17 protein-coding genes are annotated in these 22,624 nt (G+C 57.7%); 9 read left to right on the forward strand and 8 right to left on the reverse strand.

From position 1 onward, the window contains the following. Nucleotides 1–329 precede the first annotated feature (329 nt). Complete coding sequence (locus tag F0P97_RS13620) at nucleotides 330–1,265, forward strand: OmpP1/FadL family transporter (protein WP_232537921.1); 936 nt, start codon at nucleotides 330–332, stop codon at nucleotides 1,263–1,265. Nucleotides 1,266–1,318: 53 nt separating this feature from the next. Here the strand turns inward: F0P97_RS13620 and F0P97_RS13625 are convergent, their stop codons facing one another. The 6 genes from F0P97_RS13625 to scpA all read right to left on the reverse strand — a co-directional run bounded on the left by F0P97_RS13625 (nucleotide 1,319) and on the right by scpA (nucleotide 9,719). Further along, the gene (locus F0P97_RS13625) at nucleotides 1,319–1,783 is read right to left on the reverse strand and encodes a VOC family protein (protein WP_182282818.1); all 465 of its coding nucleotides are present in this window, start codon (nucleotides 1,781–1,783) and stop codon (nucleotides 1,319–1,321) included. 69 nt (nucleotides 1,784–1,852) lie between these two features. Continuing rightward, a complete protein-coding gene (locus F0P97_RS13630; RefSeq protein WP_182282819.1) occupies nucleotides 1,853–2,665 on the reverse strand; it encodes a YdcF family protein in 813 nt (270 codons plus the stop codon). Nucleotides 2,666–2,810: 145 nt separating this feature from the next. Then, nucleotides 2,811–4,859, reverse strand: a complete 2,049-nt coding sequence (locus F0P97_RS13635) for an acetyl-CoA carboxylase biotin carboxylase subunit (protein ID WP_182282820.1) — start codon at nucleotides 4,857–4,859, stop codon at nucleotides 2,811–2,813. A gap of 27 nt (nucleotides 4,860–4,886) precedes the next feature. Next, nucleotides 4,887–6,422 carry an acyl-CoA carboxylase subunit beta gene (locus tag F0P97_RS13640; protein WP_003065036.1) on the reverse strand — a complete coding sequence of 512 codons (1,536 nt, stop codon included), beginning with the start codon at nucleotides 6,420–6,422 and terminating at the stop codon, nucleotides 4,887–4,889. 80 nt (nucleotides 6,423–6,502) lie between these two features. Beyond that, nucleotides 6,503–7,492, reverse strand: coding sequence for a methylmalonyl Co-A mutase-associated GTPase MeaB (meaB, locus tag F0P97_RS13645; protein WP_232537922.1), 990 nt, complete (start codon nucleotides 7,490–7,492; stop codon nucleotides 6,503–6,505). Nucleotides 7,493–7,544: 52 nt separating this feature from the next. Further along, on the reverse strand, nucleotides 7,545–9,719 hold the full coding sequence (gene scpA, locus F0P97_RS13650) for a methylmalonyl-CoA mutase (protein ID WP_182282822.1): 2,175 nt from the start codon (nucleotides 9,717–9,719) through the stop codon (nucleotides 7,545–7,547). A 122-nt stretch (nucleotides 9,720–9,841) separates the two neighbouring features. On the opposite strand from scpA, the gene F0P97_RS13655 reads away from it, so the two are divergent. From F0P97_RS13655 to F0P97_RS13675, 5 genes are all read left to right on the forward strand, one after another. Beyond that, nucleotides 9,842–10,477: a GntR family transcriptional regulator gene (locus F0P97_RS13655; RefSeq protein ID WP_182282823.1), complete on the forward strand. Its 636-nt coding sequence runs from the start codon at nucleotides 9,842–9,844 to the stop codon at nucleotides 10,475–10,477. Between the two features lie 120 nt (nucleotides 10,478–10,597). Beyond that, nucleotides 10,598–12,142, forward strand: coding sequence for an MHYT domain-containing protein (locus tag F0P97_RS13660; protein WP_182282824.1), 1,545 nt, complete (start codon nucleotides 10,598–10,600; stop codon nucleotides 12,140–12,142). A gap of 76 nt (nucleotides 12,143–12,218) precedes the next feature. Beyond that, the gene (locus F0P97_RS13665; protein ID WP_182282825.1) at nucleotides 12,219–14,168 is read left to right on the forward strand and encodes an AMP-dependent synthetase/ligase; all 1,950 of its coding nucleotides are present in this window, start codon (nucleotides 12,219–12,221) and stop codon (nucleotides 14,166–14,168) included. A 325-nt stretch (nucleotides 14,169–14,493) separates the two neighbouring features. After that, nucleotides 14,494–14,724 carry a hypothetical protein gene (locus F0P97_RS13670; protein WP_182282826.1) on the forward strand — a complete coding sequence of 77 codons (231 nt, stop codon included), beginning with the start codon at nucleotides 14,494–14,496 and terminating at the stop codon, nucleotides 14,722–14,724. A gap of 246 nt (nucleotides 14,725–14,970) precedes the next feature. Then, the gene (locus F0P97_RS13675) at nucleotides 14,971–16,593 is read left to right on the forward strand and encodes a sensor domain-containing diguanylate cyclase (RefSeq protein ID WP_232537923.1); all 1,623 of its coding nucleotides are present in this window, start codon (nucleotides 14,971–14,973) and stop codon (nucleotides 16,591–16,593) included. Between the two features lie 143 nt (nucleotides 16,594–16,736). Here F0P97_RS13675 and F0P97_RS13680 read toward each other — a convergent pair whose 3' ends face one another. Then, nucleotides 16,737–17,210, reverse strand: a complete 474-nt coding sequence (locus F0P97_RS13680) for a hypothetical protein (RefSeq protein ID WP_182282827.1) — start codon at nucleotides 17,208–17,210, stop codon at nucleotides 16,737–16,739. Nucleotides 17,211–17,572: 362 nt separating this feature from the next. Between F0P97_RS13680 and dusA the strand changes: the two genes are divergently transcribed. The 3 genes from dusA (at nucleotide 17,573) to rsxB (ending at nucleotide 20,903) form a co-directional block, all read left to right on the forward strand. Continuing rightward, nucleotides 17,573–18,607, forward strand: a complete 1,035-nt coding sequence (gene dusA, locus F0P97_RS13685; RefSeq protein ID WP_182282828.1) for a tRNA dihydrouridine(20/20a) synthase DusA — start codon at nucleotides 17,573–17,575, stop codon at nucleotides 18,605–18,607. 170 nt (nucleotides 18,608–18,777) lie between these two features. After that, nucleotides 18,778–20,211, forward strand: a complete 1,434-nt coding sequence (locus tag F0P97_RS13690; RefSeq protein ID WP_182282829.1) for a polyhydroxyalkanoate depolymerase — start codon at nucleotides 18,778–18,780, stop codon at nucleotides 20,209–20,211. 29 nt (nucleotides 20,212–20,240) lie between these two features. Next, on the forward strand, nucleotides 20,241–20,903 hold the full coding sequence (rsxB, locus tag F0P97_RS13695) for an electron transport complex subunit RsxB (RefSeq protein WP_182282830.1): 663 nt from the start codon (nucleotides 20,241–20,243) through the stop codon (nucleotides 20,901–20,903). Between the two features lie 89 nt (nucleotides 20,904–20,992). Here rsxB and F0P97_RS13700 read toward each other — a convergent pair whose 3' ends face one another. Next, nucleotides 20,993–22,486 (reverse strand): methyl-accepting chemotaxis protein, encoded by a 1,494-nt coding sequence (locus tag F0P97_RS13700; protein ID WP_182282831.1) that lies wholly within the window; start codon nucleotides 22,484–22,486, stop codon nucleotides 20,993–20,995. Nucleotides 22,487–22,624 lie beyond the last annotated feature (138 nt).

Here is a 22,624-nt window from a genome sequence, read left to right on the forward strand (position 1 = left end):
GGACGGCGATCACTCGCAGCGCACAGCATAAGCCACGCAAGTAGCTATCTGGAGCCTCGTAAGCGCCCGTTCTGCGAGTCTGCATCCTCCAATTAGACCTATGCGCCAGTCACTTAGACACATTAAATTACATTCATGCAACTGGAATCAGAGCGTTGGAGCAGGTGTTGAGAAAAGCAAAAATGGGGACTGGCTGCGCAGCCATGATGTGGGGCCTCTGCGCCCAGGCCGGCGGCCTTGATAGAACGGGCCAGGACCTTGGACCTTTGTTTGAAAACGGTCGCTATCTTTCTGTCGAAACTTATAGGGTCCAGCCTCGAATCGGGGGCATGGATGCCCTGGGAAAGTCCACCGGTCAGGTCGCTGATGATTACACCCAATGGGGCTTTGCATACAAGCAGGATGTGAATCCACGCATCTCGGTGCTGCTCATGCTGAGCAAGCCTTTTGGCCTTGACATTGCTTACAGCCCTCTGCAATCGCCTCTTTTTGGCGGCACTCAGGCCCGCGTGAGCAGCCATGAGCTCATGGGGTCCATACGCTACCGCTTGGATGAGCACTGGGCTGTCCATGGTGGGCTACGCCTGCAGCGCACCGAAGGACATGTCGCTCTGGGGGGAATGGTGTTTGGAGCGCTCGATGGATACCGGGTGGATTTCAGACCCAGTACCGAGCCTGGCTACTTGTTGGGCATGAGCTATGAGCGCCAGGATATGGCCCTGCGCGTTGCTGCGACCTATCACTCAGCCATCAAGCACAAGATCGCTACCCGTGAAAACCGACGGCCTGGCGAAACAAGGACGGCATCGACTGCCCCGCAAAGTTTCAACCTGGATATCCAGACAGGCATCGCGCCAGGCACCCTGCTCTTTGGGCAGATTCGCTGGACCGACTGGTCGCAATTCAGGCTGTATCCGCAGACCCTGGCGGCGGAACTCCCGGGCCACAGCCTGGCAGATATGGAGGACACCACCACCTACACGCTGGCGCTTGGGCAGAAGCTGGCGGAGAACTGGTCCGGCTTTGTCGCCGTAGCTTACGACAAGCGCAGCGACAAGGCCGCGCTGTCGCCATTGCGCCCCACCAATGGCCGTCTTGGCTACACGGTGGGGGTGAGCTATCTGCAAGGCCGGTTCAAGCTCACGCCCTGGCTGAGCTACCAGCGTCTGGGCTCGATAGATATCTCCAGCGGCGGCACGACACTGGCGAATTTTGATGCCGAGTCCGCCACAGCGTTCGGGATCAGGCTCGGCTATCAGTTCTGAGAACAATCGCAGCAATCACGCTGCTGCAATCTGTTAGCAGGCGCCCGGAACACTCAGCCCAGCGCCGCAATCACGTCGGCCGGAGCCTGCACCAGTTCGATCAGCACGCCTTCGCCAGCAATCGGAAACTCGTCATTGCTCTTGGGGTGCAGGAAAGTGATGTCATAGCCTGCCGCTCCCTTGCGGATACCGCCAGGAGCAAATCGCACGCCATTGGCCGTCAGCCATTCCACAGCCTTGGGCAGGTCGTCGATCCACAGGCCGATGTGATTCAGCGGTGTGGCGTGCACAGCGGGCTTTTTCTCGATGTCCATGGGCTGCATGATGTCCACTTCCACCTTCATCGCGCCTCGCCCCATGGCCAGGATGTCCTCGTCCACGTTTTCGCGCTCGCTCTGGAAGCTGCCGGTCTGCTCCAGACCCAGCATGTCCACCCACAGCTTTTTCATGCGCTGCTTGTCGGTGCCACCGATGGCGACTTGCTGAATGCCCAGAACCCTGAAAGGACGATTGCTCATGAATGACTCCTTGATTGATAGCTTAAAGCGTAATATTGGTAAGCGCTAGAGCCGATTTTTATTGAAATATCAGACCTCACCCAGCAACCAGCTGCTGACCATGGCAAAGTATTCCCGCAGCCAGGCATTGAAACGCGTGGCCAAAGGGGTCGGAGCCGCCACGGGATAGACCTGGGGCAGATCCTGGCGCTTTGCAATGTCCATGGCACGCATCAGGTGAAAGTCGCTGCTGACCATGGCCATGGGTGCATCTGCGGCCACGCCGCGATCGGCCAGCAAGGGCCGGCTGAGTTTGAGGTTCAGCTCGGTACTGGTGCTGAGCTTTTCCAGCACCAGCCGCTGCGCAGCAATACCGTGACGCTGCTGCAGATAGCGTGCCATGACCTCGGCCTCCGACTCTTTTTCACCCCAATCCACGCCGCCGCAAACGGCAACCAGAGCCTGGGGCTGCAACTTGGCCAGTTCTGCTGCCGTATCCAGTCGCGCAGCCAGAACCGGCCTGGGCTGACCATCGAGCGTGCCACTACCCAGCACCACGATGGATTGCACGGGCGGCACTTGCTGCGGCTCCAGACCCAGGCCGGACAGACGGCTCCAGAACCAGAAAAGGCTGATCAGCCACAGCACCAGGCCGGCCCAAGCCAGCGACCAGAGCCTTGCATGCAAGGGCCTGGCTGCCCGCCAGTGCTGTATGGCCCGCCATTTCCAGCTCAGCCACAAGGCCGCAGCGCCCAAGCCGGCGGGCAGCACCACCCCCACATTGAAGTGCCCCATGCCCATCAGTACCAGAGCATCGACAAGCAGCAGCGTCCCCCACAGAGCCAGCAGCGCACGCGCCAATCTGGCAGGGCGGGAAGTCGTTGTATCTGCTTTCAATGTCATAGCTACTAGCTGAGTCTGGATAAAGGATAGAGCCGATCTTATTGAAAATCAGAAAGCCCGCAGAGCCAAAGCCGTGCGGGCTTTTGCTTCGGGGCCTTGTGCTCAGACCATATCGGCTCTGAACAGAGGCCCCGAAAAGCTCTCATCACTCGAATTCCAGAATGATGTCGTCCACCGCCAGCGAGTCGCCCTTGGCGGCGCTGATCTTGCTGACCACACCATCCTGCGCTGCGAACAGGATGTTCTCCATCTTCATGGCTTCGATGACGGCCAGCTTCTCCCCGGCCTGCACCTTCTGGCCGGGCTGCACTGCCACATCGACCAACAGGCCAGGCATGGGCGAGAGCAGGAACTTGGACAGGTCGGGCGGGGCCTTGTAAGGCATGAGCTTGTGCATCTCGGCGCCCTTTGGCGAGAGCACCAGCACATCGGCTTGCGTGCCGTTGTGGATGACACGCAGAGCCAGCGGGTTCTTGCCATTGCCGCGCTCGATCTGGCAGGTGAACTCCTTGCCGTTGCACACGCCGCGCACCACCAGATCGCGAATATCGGCATTGCTGCGGAATTCGTAGGTCTTGTCGTCGATCACGACCTTGCAGACGCGAGCCTGGGCATCGAAGTCGGTCACCTCGCCGGTCACATACTGGTTCTTGCCTTCAGTCCCCAAAACCACGGCGGTGTACTTCTCGCCCACCTGCACCTGGTGGCCCTGCATTTGGCCGGTGATGGTCGATGCACGCGCGCGGTATCGGCGATTGCGGAACAGCGCCAGAGCCACCAGGAAGTCGGGATCATCGTGGGGCACGTCCTCGGCATGGAAGCCGTCGGCATAGTGCTGGGCGATAAAGCCGGTGTTGAACTTGCCCGAGACAAAGTCCGGGTGTGCCAGCAAGGCCGCCTGGAATGGAATGTTGGAGCTGATACCGCGGATGGCAAAGCCGTTGAGCGCTTCGCGGGCCTTGGCGATGGCGTCGTTGCGATCCTTGCCGTGCACGATGAGCTTGGCAATCATCGAGTCGTAGTACATGGGGATCTCGCCGCCGTCGTAGACGCCGGTATCCACACGCACGCCGTTCAGATGCTGGGTATCGGACTGCCACATGGTCTGCTCGGGCGGCGCAAAGCGCACCAGGCGGCCGGTCGAAGGCAGGAAATTGCGGAACGGGTCTTCGGCGTTGATACGGCACTCAATGGCCCAGCCGTCGCGCTTCACATCCGCTTGGGTGAAAGCCAGCTTTTCACCAGCGGCCACACGAATCATCTGCTCGACCAGATCGAGGCCGGTGATGCATTCGGTCACAGGGTGCTCCACCTGCAGACGGGTATTCATCTCCAGGAAGTAGAAGTCCTGGTCTTTGCCGACCACGAACTCCACGGTGCCGGCGCTCTGATACCTGACGGCCTTGGCCAGGGCCACGGCCTGCTCGCCCATGGCCTTGCGGGTGGCATCGCTGATGAAGGGCGAAGGCGCTTCCTCGATCACCTTCTGGTGACGGCGCTGTATCGAGCACTCACGCTCGTTCAGGTAAACCACATTGCCGTGGCTGTCGCCCAGAATCTGGATTTCGATATGGCGGGGCTCCTGCACGAACTTCTCGATGAAGATGCGGTCGTCGCCAAAGCTGTTGCGCGCTTCGTTCTGGCACGAGGCAAAGCCTTCAAAGGCTTCCTTGTCGTTGAAGGCTACGCGCAAACCCTTGCCGCCACCACCGGCCGAGGCCTTGATCATCACCGGGTAGCCAATGCCCTTGGCGATTTCCACGGCCTGCTCGGGGCCCGCGATGGCGTCGTTGTAGCCGGGAATGGTATTGACCTGGGCTTCGCCGGCCAGCTTCTTGGAAGCGATCTTGTCGCCCATGGCCGCAATGGAATGCGACTTGGGGCCGATGAAGGCAATGCCCTCTTCTTCGCAGCGCCTTGCAAAGCCCTCGTTTTCCGACAGGAAGCCATAGCCGGGGTGCACGGCCTGTGCACCGGTCTGCTTGCAGGCTTCAATGATTTTTTCGCCCAGCAGATAGGACTCTCGGCTGGGAGCAGGACCGAGGCGCACGGCCTCGTCGGCCAGCTTGACGTGGCGTGCGTCCTTGTCGGCGTCGGAATAGACCGCCACGGTCTGGATGCCCATCTTGCGCGCGGTGGCGATGACTCGGCAGGCGATCTCGCCACGGTTTGCGATCAGAATCTTGGTAAACATGGATATATCTCCTGGTTTTTCTTGTTCTTACAGGGGGATGTTCCCGTGCTTGCGCCAGGGGTTGTCCAGCTGCTTGTTCTTGAGCATCTCCAGCGAGCGGCAGATGCGCTTGCGCGTTTCGTGCGGCTGGATCACATCGTCGATAAAGCCACGGGCGCCGGCCACAAAGGGGTTGGCAAAGCGTTCCTTGTACTCCGCTTCGCGCGCAGCCAGCTTGACGGGATCGTTCTTGTCCTCACGGAAGATGATCTCCACCGCGCCCTTGGCGCCCATCACGGCAATTTCGGCATGGGGCCAGGCCAGGTTCACGTCACCGCGCAAATGCTTGGAAGCCATCACGTCGTAGGCGCCGCCATAGGCCTTGCGCGTGATGACGGTGATCTTCGGCACCGTGGCTTCGGCATACGCATACAGCAGCTTGGCGCCGTGCTTGATGATGCCGCCGTATTCCTGGGAAGTGCCAGGCATGAAACCGGGCACGTCCACGAAGGTGACCACGGGGATGTTGAAGGCATCGCAAAAGCGCACGAAGCGCGCCGCCTTGATGGAGGACTTGATGTCCAGGCAGCCGGCCAGCACCAGAGGCTGATTGGCCACGACGCCCACGGTCTGACCAGCCATGCGGGCAAAACCGATGATGATGTTCTTGGCGTACTCTGGCTGCAGCTCGAAGAAATCGCCATCGTCCACGGTCTTGAGAATCAGCTCCTTCATGTCGTAGGGCTTGTTGGCGTTTTCAGGCACCAGCGTATCCAGCGACATATCGGCGCGGCCCACGGGATCGGTGGTCTCGCGCACGGGAGCCTTTTCCTTGTTGTTCAAGGGCAGGTAGTTATAGAGGCGACGCAGCATCATCAGTGCTTCCACGTCGTTGTCGAAAGCCATGTCGGCCACGCCGCTCTTGGTGGTGTGGGTGATGGCCCCGCCCAGCTCTTCGGCCGTGACTTCCTCGTGCGTCACGGTCTTCACGACTTCGGGCCCGGTCACGAACATATAGGAACTGTCCTTGACCATGAAGATGAAGTCGGTCATGGCCGGCGAGTACACGGCACCGCCGGCACTGGGGCCCATGATCATGGAGATCTGGGGCACCACGCCCGAGGCCAACACATTCTTCTGGAACACATCAGCGTAGCCGCCCAAAGAGGCAACGCCCTCCTGGATACGCGCGCCGCCCGAATCGTTGAGGCCGATGACGGGAGCGCCGACCTTCATGGCCTGGTCCATCACCTTACAGATCTTCTCGGCATGGGTTTCGGACAGCGCACCGCCGAACACCGTGAAGTCCTGGCTGAACACAAAGACCAGACGGCCGTTGATCATGCCGTAGCCGGTGACCACGCCGTCTCCAGGGATCTTGGTGTTTTCCATGCCGAAGTCCGTGCAGCGGTGCTCCACGAACATGTCCCATTCTTCAAAAGTGCCGTCGTCCAGCAGCAGCTCGATACGCTCGCGCGCCGTCAGTTTGCCTTTCTTGTGCTGCGCATCGATGCGCTTTTGTCCCCCACCCAACCGAGCGAGTTCTCGCTTGGCTTCCAGCTGCTTCAGGATATCGTCTTGCATGCTTGTCCTCTAACGTGATTTGGGTTGCTTGTCTCGCAATGGTGATGCTGCGATGCTATGGTAATAAGAGCTTCTAGTGCCTACTGCATTTGGGCTAGAAGCAGATTTCTTGCTGCAGTACTGGCGGCGATGCGACCCGAGGCCACATCGTCCTGAAGGACGGGGAGCATGGCCTTGACCTGCGGATGCTGGCGAAACGCCTGCTTGAGGCCGAAGTCGATGCGCTCCCACATCCAGGCCAGGGCCTGCTTCTCGCGGCGCAGGGCCAGGCGGCCATTGGCGGTCTGCAGCTCCCTGAAGCTGCTGACGGCAGCCCAGAAGCCGTCGACCCCTTGGCCCAGCAAGGCACTGATCTGGAGCACACGCGGCTGCCACAGCGCTCCGGTGTTGGCGTGATCGGGGTTGCCGTGCATGCCCAGCAGGCGCAGGCTCGACGTGATCTGGGCCTGGGCGCGCGTGGCGGCATGGGGGTCGATGTCGGCCTTGTTGATGACCACCAGGTCGGCCAGCTCCATCACGCCCTTTTTGATAGCCTGCAGATCGTCGCCCGCGTTGGGCAGCTGTAGCACGCAGAACATGTCCGTCATGCCGTGCACGGCGATCTCGCTCTGGCCGACGCCCACGGTTTCGACGATGACCACGTCATAACCGGCGGCTTCGCAGACCAGCATGGCCTCGCGCGTCTTTTCGGCCACGCCGCCCAGCGTGCCGCTGCTGGGGCTGGGGCGGATATAGGCCTCCAGCCGCATGGACAGCTGCTCCATGCGGGTCTTGTCGCCGAGGATGGAGCCGCCCGAGACGGTACTGGACGGATCGATCGCCAGCACGGCCACACGCAGCCCCTTCTCTATCAGGTACAGGCCCAGGGCCTCGATGAAGGTGGATTTGCCGACGCCCGGCACGCCGCTGATGCCAAGGCGAAACGCCTTGCCCGTATGCGGCAGCAGAGCGGTGAGCAGGCCGTCAGCCTGTTCACGGTGGTCGGCCCGGGAGGATTCAAGCAAGGTAATGGCCTTGGCCATGGCCCGGCGCTGCACGGCAGGGTTGCCATGCAAAATACCGTTTTGCATTTGCTCAGGTGTCACTTCGCGATCGCCTTTGCTATCGATGCTTGCCGGCCGATCAGAGACCGTTGGCCTTCTTGATCTGCTCCAGCACATCCTTGGCGCTGGCAGGAATGGGAGTGCCGGGGCCATATACGCCCTTGACGCCTGCGTTGTAGAGGAAATCATAGTCCTGAGCGGGGATCACGCCGCCCACGAAGACGATGATGTCGTCCGCGCCCTGCTTCTTGAGCTCTTCAATGATGGCCGGCACCAGGGTCTTGTGACCGGCTGCCAGAGTGGAGACACCCACAGCGTGCACATCGTTCTCGATGGCCTGGCGAGCGCATTCTTCGGGGGTCTGGAACAGCGGCCCCATGTCCACGTCGAAACCCAGGTCCGCAAAGGCGGTGGCTACCACCTTGGCTCCACGATCATGGCCGTCCTGACCCAGCTTGGCGATCATCACGCGGGGGCGGCGCCCAATGACCTGCGAAGCGGAGTTGATTTCTTCCTTGAGCTTGTCCCAGCCTTCGGCCGAGTCATAAGCGGCAGCATACACACCGGTCACCTTCTGGGTATCGGCGCGGTGGCGGCCAAACGCCTTTTCCATCGCGTCGGAAACCTCACCTACCGTGGCACGCAGGCGCACGGCCTTGATGGACAGATCCAGCAAATTGCCCTCGCCTGATTCTGCAGCAGCAGTGATGGCGGCAAGCGCAGCCTCCACCTGCGCTGCATCGCGCTTCGCCTTGATATTCTTGAGTCGCGCAATCTGGCTGTCACGCACCTTGACATTGTCCACTTCCAGAATGTCGACCGGGTCTTCCTTGGCCAGCTTGTACTTGTTGACGCCGACGATGACTTCCTTGCCCGAATCGATACGCGCCTGCTTCTCGGCGGCGGCGGCTTCGATCTTGAGCTTGGCCCAGCCGCTGTCCACGGCCGCAGTCATGCCACCCATGGCATCGACTTCCTCGATGATGGCCCAGGCCTTGTCGGCCATTTCCTGGGTCAGCTTTTCCATCATGTAAGAGCCAGCCCAGGGGTCGATCACATTGGTGATATGGGTCTCTTCCTGAATGATCAGCTGTGTGTTGCGGGCAATGCGGGCAGAGAACTCCGTGGGCAGGGCAATGGCCTCGTCCAGCGCATTGGTGTGCAGGGACTGGGTGCCGCCGAACACGGCCGCCATGGCTTCGATGGTGGTTCGAACCACGTTGTTGTAGGGGTCCTGCTCGGTCAGCGACCAGCCCGACGTCTGACTGTGCGTGCGCAGCATCAGGCTCTTGGGGTTCTTGGCGTCAAAGCCCTTCATGATGCGGCACCACAGCAGGCGCGCGGCACGCATCTTGGCCACTTCCAGGTAGAAATTCATGCCCACGGCCCAGAAGAAGGACAGACGGCCCGCGAAAGCATCCACGTCCATGCCCTTGGCAATGGCTGTCTTCACATATTCCTTGCCGTCGGCCAGCGTGAAAGCCATCTCCAGCGCCTGGTTGGCGCCGGCTTCCTGCATGTGGTAGCCCGAGATCGAGATCGAGTTGAACTTTGGCATGTTCTGGCTCGTGTACTCGATGATGTCGCCAATGATCTTCATCGACGGCTTGGGCGGATAGATATAGGTGTTGCGCACCATGAACTCTTTCAGAATGTCGTTCTGAATCGTTCCGGCGAGCTGGTCCTGCGACACGCCCTGCTCTTCGGCGGCTACCACATAGCCAGCCAACACGGGCAGCACGGCGCCGTTCATAGTCATGGAAACAGACACCTTGTCCAGGGGGATCTCGTTGAAGAGGATCTTCATGTCCTCGACGGAGTCAATCGCCACACCGGCCTTGCCCACATCCCCCGTCACACGCGGATGGTCGGAGTCGTAGCCACGGTGCGTAGCCAGGTCAAAAGCAACGGAAACGCCTTGACCGCCGGCAGCCAGCGCCTTGCGATAGAAGGCGTTGGACTCTTCGGCGGTGGAGAAACCTGCGTACTGGCGAATGGTCCAGGGCCGGCCTGCATACATGGTGGCCTGGGGGCCGCGGATATAAGGGGCGAATCCCGGCAGCGTGTTGGTGAATGGCAGATCTTCCGTGTCTTCGGCCGTGTACAGCGGCTTGACGGTGATGCCGTCCGGCGTGACCCAGTTCAGGTTGTTGATGTCGCCACCGGGGGCCGCCTTGTTGGCGGCCTTGTTCCAGGCTTGCAGATCAGCGGGGGCAAATTCTTGTGGGTCCTGTGCCGGATTCTCTTGGCTCATGTTGTCTCTCGTATGCGGTGCGCGCAGTGAAGTTTGGAATTGCGGTGAACTACCTAGATGCGCCTAGTGTACATGATTCATAATTATGAATTCAAAATACTTGCAGCATATAATCTCGCGTAATGACAAGCAAAACACTTACTCCTCTTGCGCTATATGAGCAGGTCGCCGAGCAGTTGCGTCAACGCATCTTCCGGCGAGAGCTTGAGCCCGGAGCCTGGATCGACGAACTCAAGATTGCCGAGGAATACGGCATCAGCCGCACCCCCCTGCGCGAGGCACTGAAGGTATTGGCCGCCGAAGGTCTGGTGACCATGAAGCTGCGTCGAGGCGCTTACGTGACCGAGGTATCGCCCAAGGACATCTCCGACGTCTATCGATTGCTGAGTCTGCTGGAGGCAGATGCTGCGGCCGAGGTTGCCGGCAAGGCCACGGACGAACAATTGCAGCGTCTGCAGCAGACCCACGAGGAGTTAAAGCAGAACACAGCCGACGCCGAGCGTTTTTTTGCGCTCAACGAGAGCTTTCACATGCAGATTCTCGATATTGCCGACAACCGCTGGCGTAACCAGCTGGTAGCCGATTTGCGCAAGGTCATGAAGCTGAACCGTCACAAATCGCTGTTCAAGCAAGGCCGTATTGAAGACTCCCTGGCAGAGCACGAAGCCATCATGCAGGCACTGCTGAAGCGCGATCCGAAAATTGCCATGAGCGCAGTGCAGCAGCATTTCTCAAATGGACTCGACGCTGCGATCTAAAAGATCCACGTTCGATCCGTTCTAGTATTTATCCTAGATATTTGAAATATTGGATTACCCACTTCATGCGAAGCTTGCCAGGTAACTGAATGTGCTTTCAGTGTTACAGGATCATGATTCATGCTGGCGCAATTTTTCTGGAGCCCGTCTGCCGACGCTCACGTGCTTAAGGGTGAATATGACCCCTTCCTTGTGACCTTATCGCTGGCAGTTTGCTGGATTGCCTCTGGCCAAGCTTTGCGCCATGCTGCTTTCGCCAGACTGGCCACATCAAGGCAGTTGCGCAACTGGTCCATTGTGAGCGGGTCGCTGGCACTGGGCATAGGAATCTGGGCCATGCATTTCATCGGCATGCTCGCTTATTCGATGCATGCTGCAGTTCAGTATGATTTGCCGGTCACCGTCTTCTCCATCATTCCAGGTATCGCAGCATCAGCAGTGGCCCTTGCCTTGCTGGCTCACAATGAACTCAATCTCAGGCAATTGGCATTAGGTGGCTTGACGGTTGGTATCGGCATTGCTGCCATGCATTACAGCGGCATGGCAGCAATGCGCATGCCTGCCACGCACCAGTATTCACCACTCTGGTTTGCCATTTCTCTTATTGTTGGCGTAGCACTGGCCACCTTGGCGCTCTGGATTCGTTTCGGGCTGGCACGCTTCAACCTCAAACAAGACCACTGGCGCAAAACACTGGCGGCCATCATCATGGGCGCCGCGATCTCGGGCATGCATTACACAGCCATGCTGGCGCTGCGAGTCACGGCCGAACATGAAACACATGACGCGGCATCATCGAATGATCGTTTGATTCTGGCGCTGACCATTGCCGTGATAACTCTGCTATTTGGCGGATTGATTGCACAGGCCAATGCCTTGATTCAGTACCGCAGTCGCTGGCTGAAAGTGGATATGAATGAAGCCCGACTGCAAGCTTTGGTGAATATGGCAGCAGATGGAATTATCTGCATCGATAATCGGGGATGTGTAACTGATTACAACCCGGCAGCTGAGGTCATATTCGGCTGGAGCCCAGATGAAGTACTGGGCCAGAACGTGAAAATGCTCATGCCCGCTGCACTGTTCAACCAGCATGATCACTATCTGGAACAGCATGAAGCCGGCCAGCGAAACAACGCGCCACCTCTGGAGAACAAGATTTCAGAGGTGCTGGGTCAGCACAAGGACGGTACGCTGATCCCCATGCGCCTGGCGTTGAGCCAAGCCGAGGCACGGGGTCAGCGCATGTATGTAGGCCTTCTGACCGATCTCTCAGACCGTAAGCGAACCGAGCGGCAACTGCATATAGCTGCCACGGTATTCAATCATTCCTTCGAAGGCATGGTGGTTCTTGATGCGAACCGGAAAATTGTAGACATCAACCCGGCCTTTGCACGTATCAGCGGCTTGAACCGCCAAGCGGCGAAGAACAAGGAGTTTTCCAGTCTTTTCATCCATGGCGATGACAACACGTCTGTCCAGTGGCCGCAGATCTGGACGGAAATCGGTAAAAAAGGACACTGGCAAGGCATGCGCGTCATGCACCATGACAGGAACCGCCATCAGATTTCCCTGACGGCTGTGCGCGACGAGCAGCAGCGCTTGCACCATTACATCGCCGTCTGCTATCAAAGCATCGATATCCCGCTCGGAGCCACAATCTGAGTCCTATACCGGTCTGAATGTCTCTAGCGCTATCATTCACGTAGCGGGAAATTGCCCGCTTCCTGAAGGCAAGCGCATGAACCAAGCAAGTGAAACCGATGTACTGGGCCTCCAAGCAGAGAAACAGTATTTGACTATCGAGCAAGTGCAAACCTTGCCAGAGCTCCTGGCCATGCGCGTTCGCTGCACGCCATCGGCCGAGGCTTACCGGGAGTTCGATGAGAGCACAAATGCCTGGAAAAGCCTGAGCTGGGTCGAAACAGCGGAACGCGTCGCTCTGTGGAGCCACGCCTTATGCGCCTCGAATCTTCCTGTCGGTGCAAGGATTGCAATCTTGCTGCCCAATGGCTTTGATGCAATGACCATCGACCAGGCCTGTCTGCGCTGTGGTTACGTGCCAGTTCCTCTGCATGCCATCGACAATGCCGGAAGCATTGCATACATTTTGGCCGACTCGGGGGCTTCCTTGCTGGTCGTGGCCGACGTCAAGGCCTGGCAGAAAATTTGCGCAACAGGTCAGAACCTGCCCGAACTCCAGGCCGTGATTCACGCACAGCAAGGCCGACCGAACGACTCGTCGAACGCTTGCATCGTGCCTATCGAACAAGCAGAGCAGGACTCAGTCAAGGCCTTGCAGCGTAAGCCGGTCATTGTGTTGTCCGCCTGGCTTCAGGCCGGTCAGCGGCGTACCTCTGCCCTCCCCCTGCCACCAAAGAAAACGGAGTTGGCAGGCATTGTCTATACCTCCGGAACGACGGGAAAGCCCAAGGGCGTCATGCTCACTCACGACAACGTAGTCAGTGATTTACACGCGGTGATGCAGCGTGTGAAGGCCTTCCCTGAGGACGTCTTTCTCTCGTTTCTGCCGCTCTCACATACTTTCGAGCGAACTGCGGGCTACTACCTGGCCGTTGCTACCGGTTCCTGCGTCGCCTACGCACGCTCTGTTGCACAACTCGCACAGGATATGAAGCAGGTCAAGCCGACCGTACTGATCTCGGTGCCTCGCATCTATGAACGTGTTTATGCCAAGGTTCAAGAGTCGCTTGCTTCCAGCCCTCTTAAGCACAAGCTGTTTGACGCTGCAGTCAGCAAAGGCTGGAAGAGCTTCTGCGCTCATCAAGGCATGCCCTTGGGGGAGCAACTGGAAGTCAAGGCCAACTGGGCTTGCGCCTTGCCCGGCTGGCTTCTGCGCAAACTTGTCGCCCAACCCCTACTTGCACAGTTTGGAGGCCGGCTTCGCGTGGCTGTGAGTGGCGGAGCACCACTGTCTCCGACAATTGCGCGCACTTTTCTGGGCCTGGGCCTGCCCATGGTGCAAGGCTATGGCATGACCGAAACCGCTCCAGTTGTCAGCGCCAACGGACTCGACGATAACTGGCCCGATACCGTTGGTCGTGTACTGCCGGGCATTGAGGTCCGAATTGGCGAGGATCAGGAGTTGCAGGTGTCTGGCCCGGTAGTGATGCGCGGTTATTGGAATCGTCCGGAAGACACCGCCAAAGCCTTTACTGCCGATGGCTGGCTGAGAACCGGTGACCAGGCTTCAATCGAAAATGGCCGTATCCGAATCAAAGGTCGCATCAAGGAAATCATTGTGACATCGACGGGAGAGAAAGTGCCCCCCAATGATGTGGAACAGGCCATCCTCGTCGATCCCCTGTTTGAGCAAGTGTTCGTGATTGGCGAGGATCGTCCATTCATTGCCTGCATTGCGGTTGTTAGTCAAATGGAATGGGAAATGCTCGCCACGAGTGTTGGGCTGAACCCGAATGATGGATCCAGTCTGCACCATGCAGCAGCAGAGAGAGAAGTGCTTACCCGAATCGAAAAGCAGACACGCAACTTCGCTCGTTATGCAGTGCCCAGAGCCATCCACCTGGTCAGGGATAGCTGGAACATTGACAACGGCCTGATGACCCCTACCCTCAAGCTCAAGCGAAAAAACCTGATGGCTTGCTACGAAGACGCTATCGAGCAGATGTATGTCAAGCCTATTGACAGCTGGAAGACGAAGGCTCAGTAATTGACTGATACAGGGTTTAAGGGGCCCTGTGGAATAACATGTAAGTTACATAAAAAGCTTTCAATTCGGTGGGCGAATTTGATCTAGCCACTCGTCTTTCCCTTCTTACTCCCCTGTACAGCCTTCTCGGCACTAGCCCCTGCCTAAAAATCCACCTCCACCACAGATCAGCACCTAACTGTCATCAAGCAAAAGACGGACGGCCGCGCATTCCTGATCAAGCTGCCGGCAGACCCCCACGCCCAGTCCACCGAATGACGGAGCGCTGGGTCATCAGCGCCGACTACACGGAACTGCAGGTCGTTGAAGCACAGGAGGCACTGGCATGATCCCCGCCTATTCCGACCAGATCGTGCAAGAGCTGGTCGGCAAGGGCCTGCTGTCCGCAGACCTGCCCGCTTACGATGAGCTGCAGCACGGCGGCTTTGTAGGCTGGACGCATGTGACCGTCTGCGTGCAGAAGCATCAGGCGTTGCCCGTGCCTGCTTACCGCCTGGGATGCAACAAGAGCCAGTGGTTTATGGATACAAGCAAGCTGGCTACGTACATCGATTAAAAGAAGGCTCAGGCCGAGCAGGAGTGGAGAGCTGTGAGGTGCTGACTTGGGGGTCTCGCATTCTTGAGCAGCTACAGACAGCTGCGAGTAGATCCATGCAATCAAGCACACGGCTGCGAAGCCGTATAGCAACTTGCCAACGTTGCCCGCCACCGACAGGAAACGGACCTGTCAACAGTGACTGCACTTTTTACACAGGTACTAACCCTAGCAACCTCTCACACAACAGTAAAATAAACAAATAAATTGACCGATGTCGATAGTTTTTGTCAACGCTTGTTTTCTGGGTGCTCTGTGAAATTCAGCATACGCAAGATTTTTTGCAAAATGGATCTTAGGCGTTTGATCCTATTTCTCACGGTTACCAGCGCATTTATCTCCTTAGTTAATACATTTTACGCAGCCTATACTGTTCAACGCCAACAACTCATAGATGAAAATTTGAATGGAAATTTCGTCTATGCAACTAAACTGGCAAAGAGCACTGATGACTTCCTTAGAGCAGCTCAACAACAGCTAGCGGCAAGCTCAGTCTATTTATCAAAAAACTTCAATAACATCGAAGTACTAAAATCAGAGTCAGAAAGGCTCAAAACTCAGACTGAAAGCTTCAATTCCATCCTTATAGTTGATGCTCGCTCTAGTGTTTTAGCTTCTTCACCTGAAACTTTGAAACTCACGGGAAGAACTCTTACAACACCAGGCATTGTAGAGTCGATAAAAACGCAGAAGCCGCTGATTAGTGACTCATATATTTCCACCATTGGAAATTTGCTGGTATTCATCTCTCACCCTATTCACGACCCATCCGGCAACTATTTAGGCATGGTTGGGGGAACGATCTACCTCAACCAACAGAGCATCCTCAACCATCTGCTTGGCACACACTACTACAAAGATGGCTCATACTTGTATGTTGTCGATCAGAACAAAAAGCTTGTCTATCATCCTGATCAAAATCGAGTAGGAACACTCGTGAGCGGCAATGAAGTCATCGGGAAAATTCAAAATTCCGAATCCGGCAGCCAGATCGTTAAGAATACTCGTGGGGTTGAGATGATTTCAGGCTATGCAATTATTCCCACTACGAACTGGGGAGTAGTTGCACAGAGACCTCTGTCGGCAACCCTTGCTCCATTGGACTCGCTGATGAAGCAAGTAATTCTTAAGACGCTACCTATAGCGGTAATTTCTGTATTTCTGATCTGTTGGTGCGCAAACAGAATTGCCAAGCCGCTGCAATTGCTGTCTGAAGGTGCAAAAAACATTGGCGATCCAGAAACAGAAAAGAAAATACAGAAAATAAAATCGTGGTATGTAGAGTCCTATGAGTTGAAAAAGGCCATGTTAGTTGGCATTTCCTTGCTGAATAGAAATATTCAAAAACTTCAGGATGATATTAAAACTGATCCTTTGACCAAGCTTGGCAATCGTCGAAGCCTGGAAGCTGCATTGAAAACGCTCGAAGCGTCCAGCCAGATTTTCTCAGTGGTATCTATCGACATCGACCATTTCAAGAAGGTCAACGACACCTTTGGACATGATGCAGGTGACCTCGTCTTGCGTGACCTGGCCAAGCAAATGAAATCTGTCTCACGCGCAGATGACTTGCCTTGTCGCGTTGGTGGTGAGGAATTTTTGATTGTCTTGCCTCGAACCAGTGAAACGACCGCAGTTCAAGTCGCAGAGCGCTTGCGCAAGCAAGTGGAAGCAGCAGTGTTTGAAGGCGTTGGCCACGTCACCATTTCCCTGGGGGTGGCAAGCTGGCCGAACAGCTCTTCCGACATCCCAACGGTTATCAAATACGCCGACGAGATGCTCTACAAAGCCAAGCGTGACGGCAGAAACCGTGTGGCTGTCTATCGCTAATCAGCGATTGAAGAAATGCTGCCGACTTAATGGGAGTACTGGTCTTCCTAGATCACCATTCCCTATGAGGTGATGACCAAGCGGGCTTTAGCGTATGCGCTGCTCCAGGGGGTATTCTGAATTTCGATGGAAGCCAATCAATCTCAAGTAATTATCATTGAGTAACCATGTGCTTCACACCTGCTGAATTCCTTGCTTTCGCCAAGGTCGTGGAGCGTGGTCAGCAACGCAAACTCGAAGATCTGCAGCATGGGAATCGAGGGGCGAGTCTCCTGCCTGGCAAAGCACTCCCGCAATGCGGCCTCTTCCTCAGCCTTCAGGCGACGTATGCGCCGGCGTGGCTTGGAGATGATCTTGAGCCGCAGCAGCTCCTGCTTGGCCGCATCCAGCCCCTGCACCAGTTTGTTCATGCCGTAGCGCGTCACTGCGCCAAGGCAGGCTTGCCTCAGCCAAACGATGTCATTGAGCACTGTGGCCGGGCCTGCATCCTCTTCGGTGCGCCGCCACCTGGCGTACTCGATGAAGTCGATGGCACGCAGATGCCGGGCATCCCGGTGCGCCAGCTTGGCCTTCTGCAACCGGGTGATGTCGGCCGTCTTGGACCGCCCCCATGCCACGATGCCTTTTGCATCGCTGACATAATCCTGCAGTATCTGCTTGAGGGTGACGAAACCTTGAACAGGCCGGCCAGTTGCTTGGGCCTCCTCGATTTCTGCTTCACGTCTTCGCAGCCATTTCTGGGTAAGAGCGCGCCGGGTAAACGTCTTGGACTCGAAAAGAGTCAGTTCTCCGCCTTCCTTCAGACGGATCTAAGCCTGGAACGATCCGACACCCTTGACACTCTTTCGTTGGGTGATGGTTCCCATCAGTGCTCCATGAAATTCGTGGTGCACCAATGCAGCATTCAGCGTTAAAAACCCCGGCAAAACGGGGTAAAACAGGGTCAATTTTCAGTGCACTACAAGGCACTTTTCATAGTATGAGCACCGAACAAATCGTTAAAAAACAACTAGATAGCAACATGTGGCGTATGTCGGTGGCGCCAATGATGGACTGGACGGACAAGCATTGCCGCTACTTCCACCGCCTGCTCAGCCAGCACACCCTGCTCTATACCGAAATGGTGACAACCGGAGCTCTGGTGCATGGCGACGTGGCCCGCCATCTGCGGTTTGAAGCCGAAGAACATCCTGTGGCATTGCAATTGGGTGGCTCGGAGCCGGCCGATCTGGCGCATAGCGCACGCCTGGGTGAGCAATGGGGCTATGACGAGATCAACCTCAACTGCGGCTGCCCTAGCGAGCGTGTGCAACGCGGCGCTTTCGGTGCCTGTCTGATGAACGAGGCTGCACTGGTGGCCGATTGCGTCAGGGCCATGTCAGATGCAGTGTCCGTGCCGGTCACCGTCAAGCATCGAATCGGCATCGACAAAATTGAAAGCTACGACTTTGTGCGTGACTTCGTCGGAATTGTTGCCGACGCAGGTTGCCAGGTGTTTGTGGTTCACGCTCGCAACGCCTGGCTCAAAGGCCTCTCTCCCAAGGAAAACCGTGAAATCCCACCGCTGCGCTACGAAGTCGTGGCACAGCTCAAGCGTGACTTTCCGGGCCTGACAATCGCCGTCAACGGCGGCATCAAGACCGACGAAGTAGTGCGGCAGCAGCTGCAGCAGGTCGATGGAGTCATGGTGGGCCGCGAGGCCTATCACAACCCCTGGTGGATGTCGTCGTGGGACGCCCTTTACTATCAGGACGAGAGCAGGGAACGCACACGAGAGGATATTGAAGAACAGATGGTGCTGTATATGGAGCGCGAAGCGCTCGAGCATGGCACCCACTGGTATTCGATTGCCCGGCATATGCTGGGGCTTCGCAATGGCCTCGCCGGTGCACGCCGCTGGCGCCAGGTCTGGAGCGATCACCGCCTCAAGACCCTGCCGCCGCATGAGGTCATGAAACTGGCCCGCACCAAGCCGAACGAGATTCAGCGGGAACCCGCAGAGCAAATGCTTTGAGCACTCATGAAAGAGCTGACTTCGGTCAGCTTTTTTACTTTCAAACTCAGTGAGGTCCGGCCTGCGTTGCGCAATCCCAGCAGATCCGTCATTTGAAGGGAATTCACTACTTTGCATGTCAAACTCTGCTGTTATATTGCACTGCAACATAACCCGCAAAAGTGCGTACCATGCTCTATCAGATCTACGAAATGCAACGCGCAATGGTCGAGCCATTTGCAGACTTTGCCCAGGCCGCCTCCAAGTTCTACAACAACCCTCATTCGGTCTTCAGCCAGGTGCCCATCGCCCAGCGCATGGCTGCGGGCTTCAACCTCATGTATCGCCTGGGCAAGGACTACGAAAAGCCCGAGTTCGATCTGCATAACGTCGAAGTCAACGGCGTGGATGTCACCATTCGCGAGCGCGTGGAGGTCGACAAGCCGTTTTGTGAGCTGCGCCGCTTCAAGCGCTTCTCCGATGATCCAGAAACACTGGATCTCATGCTCAGCCAGCCCGTGGTGTTGATCGTCGCCCCGCTCTCGGGCCACTATGCCACCTTGCTGCGCGACACCGTGCAAAGCATGCTCGGAGGTCATAAGGTCTATATCACAGACTGGAAGAATGCCCGCACCGTGCCGCTGTCCGAGGGCGAGTTCCATCTGGACGACTATGTGAACTATGTGCAGGAATTCATTCGCTATCTGCAAGGGCGCTATGGTCAGTGTCATGTGGTCAGCGTCTGCCAGCCGACGGTGCCGGTGCTGGCGGCGGTCTCTCTGATGGCCAGCCGTGGCGAAGTCACACCGCTGTCCATGACCATGATGGGCGGTCCCATCGATGCGCGCCGCTCGCCGACGGCCGTGAACAACCTGGCCGAAACCCGCAGCTACGAGTGGTTCGAGAACAACGTCATTTACGAAGTACCGAACAATTACCCCGGTGCCGGCCGTCGCGTCTACCCCGGCTTTCTGCAGTACTCGGGCTTTGTGGCCATGAATCCCGACCGCCACGCCAACAGCCATTACGACTATTTCAAGGACCTGATCAAGGGTGATGAAGCCAGCGCCGAGCATCACCGCAAGTTCTATGACGAGTACAACGCCGTGCTGGACATGGACGCAGACTACTACCTGGAAACCATCGCCACAGTGTTTCAGGAGTACAAGCTGGTCAAGGGCACCTGGGAAGTCAGGAACGAGCAAGGCAAGACCGAACTGGTGCGTCCGCAGGACATCAAGAACACCGCCTTGCTGACGGTGGAAGGCGAGCTGGACGATATTTCGGGCGCCGGCCAAACCCGCGCCGCCCATGATCTATGCACTGGCATCGCTGCCGAGGCGCGCCACCATATCGAAGTGCAAGGCGCAGGGCATTACGGCATCTTCAGTGGCAGCCGCTGGCGCAAGACCGTCTACCCGCAAGTACGCGACTTCATCCTGGCACATCAGCCCCCAAGTGCCACCGCCGCCAGCGCCGCAGGCCATCTGAGCAGCGTCAGCGACGACGGCGCAGAGCTGGAAAGCAGCGAGGCTCATGCAGACAAGTCTGCCAAGGCGGTAAAAACAGGTCAAAATAGCGCCCCTGCCCAGAAAGGACGCGAGGCCCATCGCGCCAGGGCGTAAAGGCTCGCCTGACCAGAATGAAATCATCAATGTCCGCAGCCTCTTCGCTTCAAGCATTGGCTGCGAACATTGATGCAGCCCTGCCCCAGACACAGTGCACTCGCTGCGGCTACCCCGACTGCGCGTCCTATGCCGAGGCCATTGCCAGCGGAGAAGCCGCCATCAATCAATGCCCGCCAGGCGGCCAGGAAGGCGTTCGCCGTCTGGCTACCATCACTGGCAGGCTGGAGTTGCCGCTCAACGCCGAAAACGGCCTGGAAGCACCTCGCACCCTGGCCGTGATAGACGAGGCCTGGTGCATAGGCTGCACACTGTGCATCAAGGCCTGCCCTACCGATGCGATTCTGGGCGCCAACAAGCGCATGCATACCGTGATTGCCGAACATTGCACGGGCTGCGAGCTGTGCATTCCTGCCTGCCCCGTAGATTGCATAGAGCTGGTCAACGCCAGCGCTGAAGCCACAGGCTGGTCCGCCTGGAGTACTGCGCAGGCCGACCATGCCCGCAGCCGCTATGGCGCGCATTTGCTGCGTACGGGTCGCAAGGCCAACGCGCCGGTACGCACCACGGCACAAACCCCAGCTGAAGAAACTGGCGCTCAAGCCGACACACCGTCAGCGCCCACCACAGACAAAAAGGCCACGCTTGCCGCCATTCTGGCCAAGGCCAAAGCCCAGCGCGCAGGAGCCTGATACCCAATCAGCCTCTGGCGCTTGAGAAAAGCGCTTTCACTCCCGATGCAGCAAAAAATCAGTGGCGACAAGTGCCCATGAGGACCCCATTAGGCACTGATCAGGCTCTTGTAGACACCGCAGCCCCAGTACAGGCCTGCATGCTTGCAGACATAGGACATCTTGGTCTGCACCTGCTGGTTGCTGGGGTTGATGTAATCGTATTCCACCCAGCCCGGACGAAGCTCGGCCTGGGCCATGATGTCGGCCATCAGGCTATTGCCATCAATGCCGGGCACATCCTGAACGCGCAGCCCCACTTTGGCCGGATTACCGCCGAAGGCCCGGTACTCGCCCTCAGAAGACAAGGCAAACACATACATGTCGCGGTCGTGGAATGGCTGCGAAGGATCGGTGACGGTCTGCAGCAGGCTGGCAACACTGGGCGAGCTTCTGGCTTGTCTCATGGTCGCATTCACCAGAGCCACCGCCTCCTCGGCCGTGCCCTGCTGCAACCTGAAGCGCGACACCGCATCCGACAGATGCCGGGCGCGCAGCTGTAACTCCTGCGCCTGCTGAAGCGCCTGACCTACCATCTGCGCGTTGTGCTGGGTGATTCCATCGATCTGACGCACGGCATTGCTGATTTCCTGAAGACCCGAGCTCTGGCTGCTGGCCGTGTCCGCAAGCGTCCCCATATGGGCGACCACATCGTGAATGGCCCGCGTCCCCCCCTGGATCTCCTCGCCTGCACTACGTAGCTGCTGCGTGCTTTGAGTGACCTGCTGAACGGTCTCGCCGATCAGCAGCCGAATCTCCTTGGCTGCTTCGGCGCTGCGCTGGGCCAGCGTCCGCACCTCACTGGCCACCACGGCAAAGCCACGCCCCTGTTCACCGGCCCTGGCAGCCTCCACCGCTGCATTCAAGGCAAGAATATTGGTCTGGAATGCGATGCCGTCAATCACGCCAATGATTTCCCGCATACGCCCGGCATTGCGCTCGATCAGCTCCACCGACTGCACCGCATGCTGCATGGCTTGGGCGCCCTGATCGGCAGCGGCACAAACGCCATCAGCGCGGGAATGTGCTGCCTTGCTCACTTGCGCATTGTGCTCAACCGCTGCGGTGAGTTGCTCGACACTGACCACCGTCTGCGCCAGATTGCTCGCCTGCATCTCGGTTCGTTCAGACAAGGCCTGATGATCCTTGACCATGCTTTGTCCTGCCTGGGCCACCAGGGCAGCGTTGCTGCGAACATCGGCCACCATGGCCGACAGCGCATGCACCATGGACTTGGTGAGGCTTGATGCGGATACCCCTTGTTGCGGCTCTCCGGCAACGCCAAGACTCAGGTCTCCATGAGCGACTTTTTCAAGCGCAAGCTGCATGTCCAGCCACTGCTGCTGCCAGCTTCTGTGAAGAGCACCGACCCATAACAGCACTCCCAGGCCCCACAGCAGCAACCAACCCAGCAGCCATGTTCCGTTCAGGCCCAGCACTGGCAAAACAGGCCCCGCCAGCAACCATGGCAGCCCCAACCACGGCAGTCCGGAATTCCTCACTCGTACGCGGTTTTTTTTGTCGGGCAAGATGCGCTTTTGCATTGCCTGTCTCCATTCGTTTTTTGTTGTTGACTTCGTTTGCTGACCTCGCAGCACGCTCACGGTAGCCACTTGCTCTGTCGCCCAGCTTACGTAACAAATTGCAATTCCTGGAGCCTGCAAACCCGCAAACTCAAAACT

Origin of the sequence: Comamonas testosteroni (assembly GCF_014076415.1) — a bacterium.
Taxonomy (GTDB): domain Bacteria; phylum Pseudomonadota; class Gammaproteobacteria; order Burkholderiales; family Burkholderiaceae_C; genus Comamonas; species Comamonas testosteroni_F.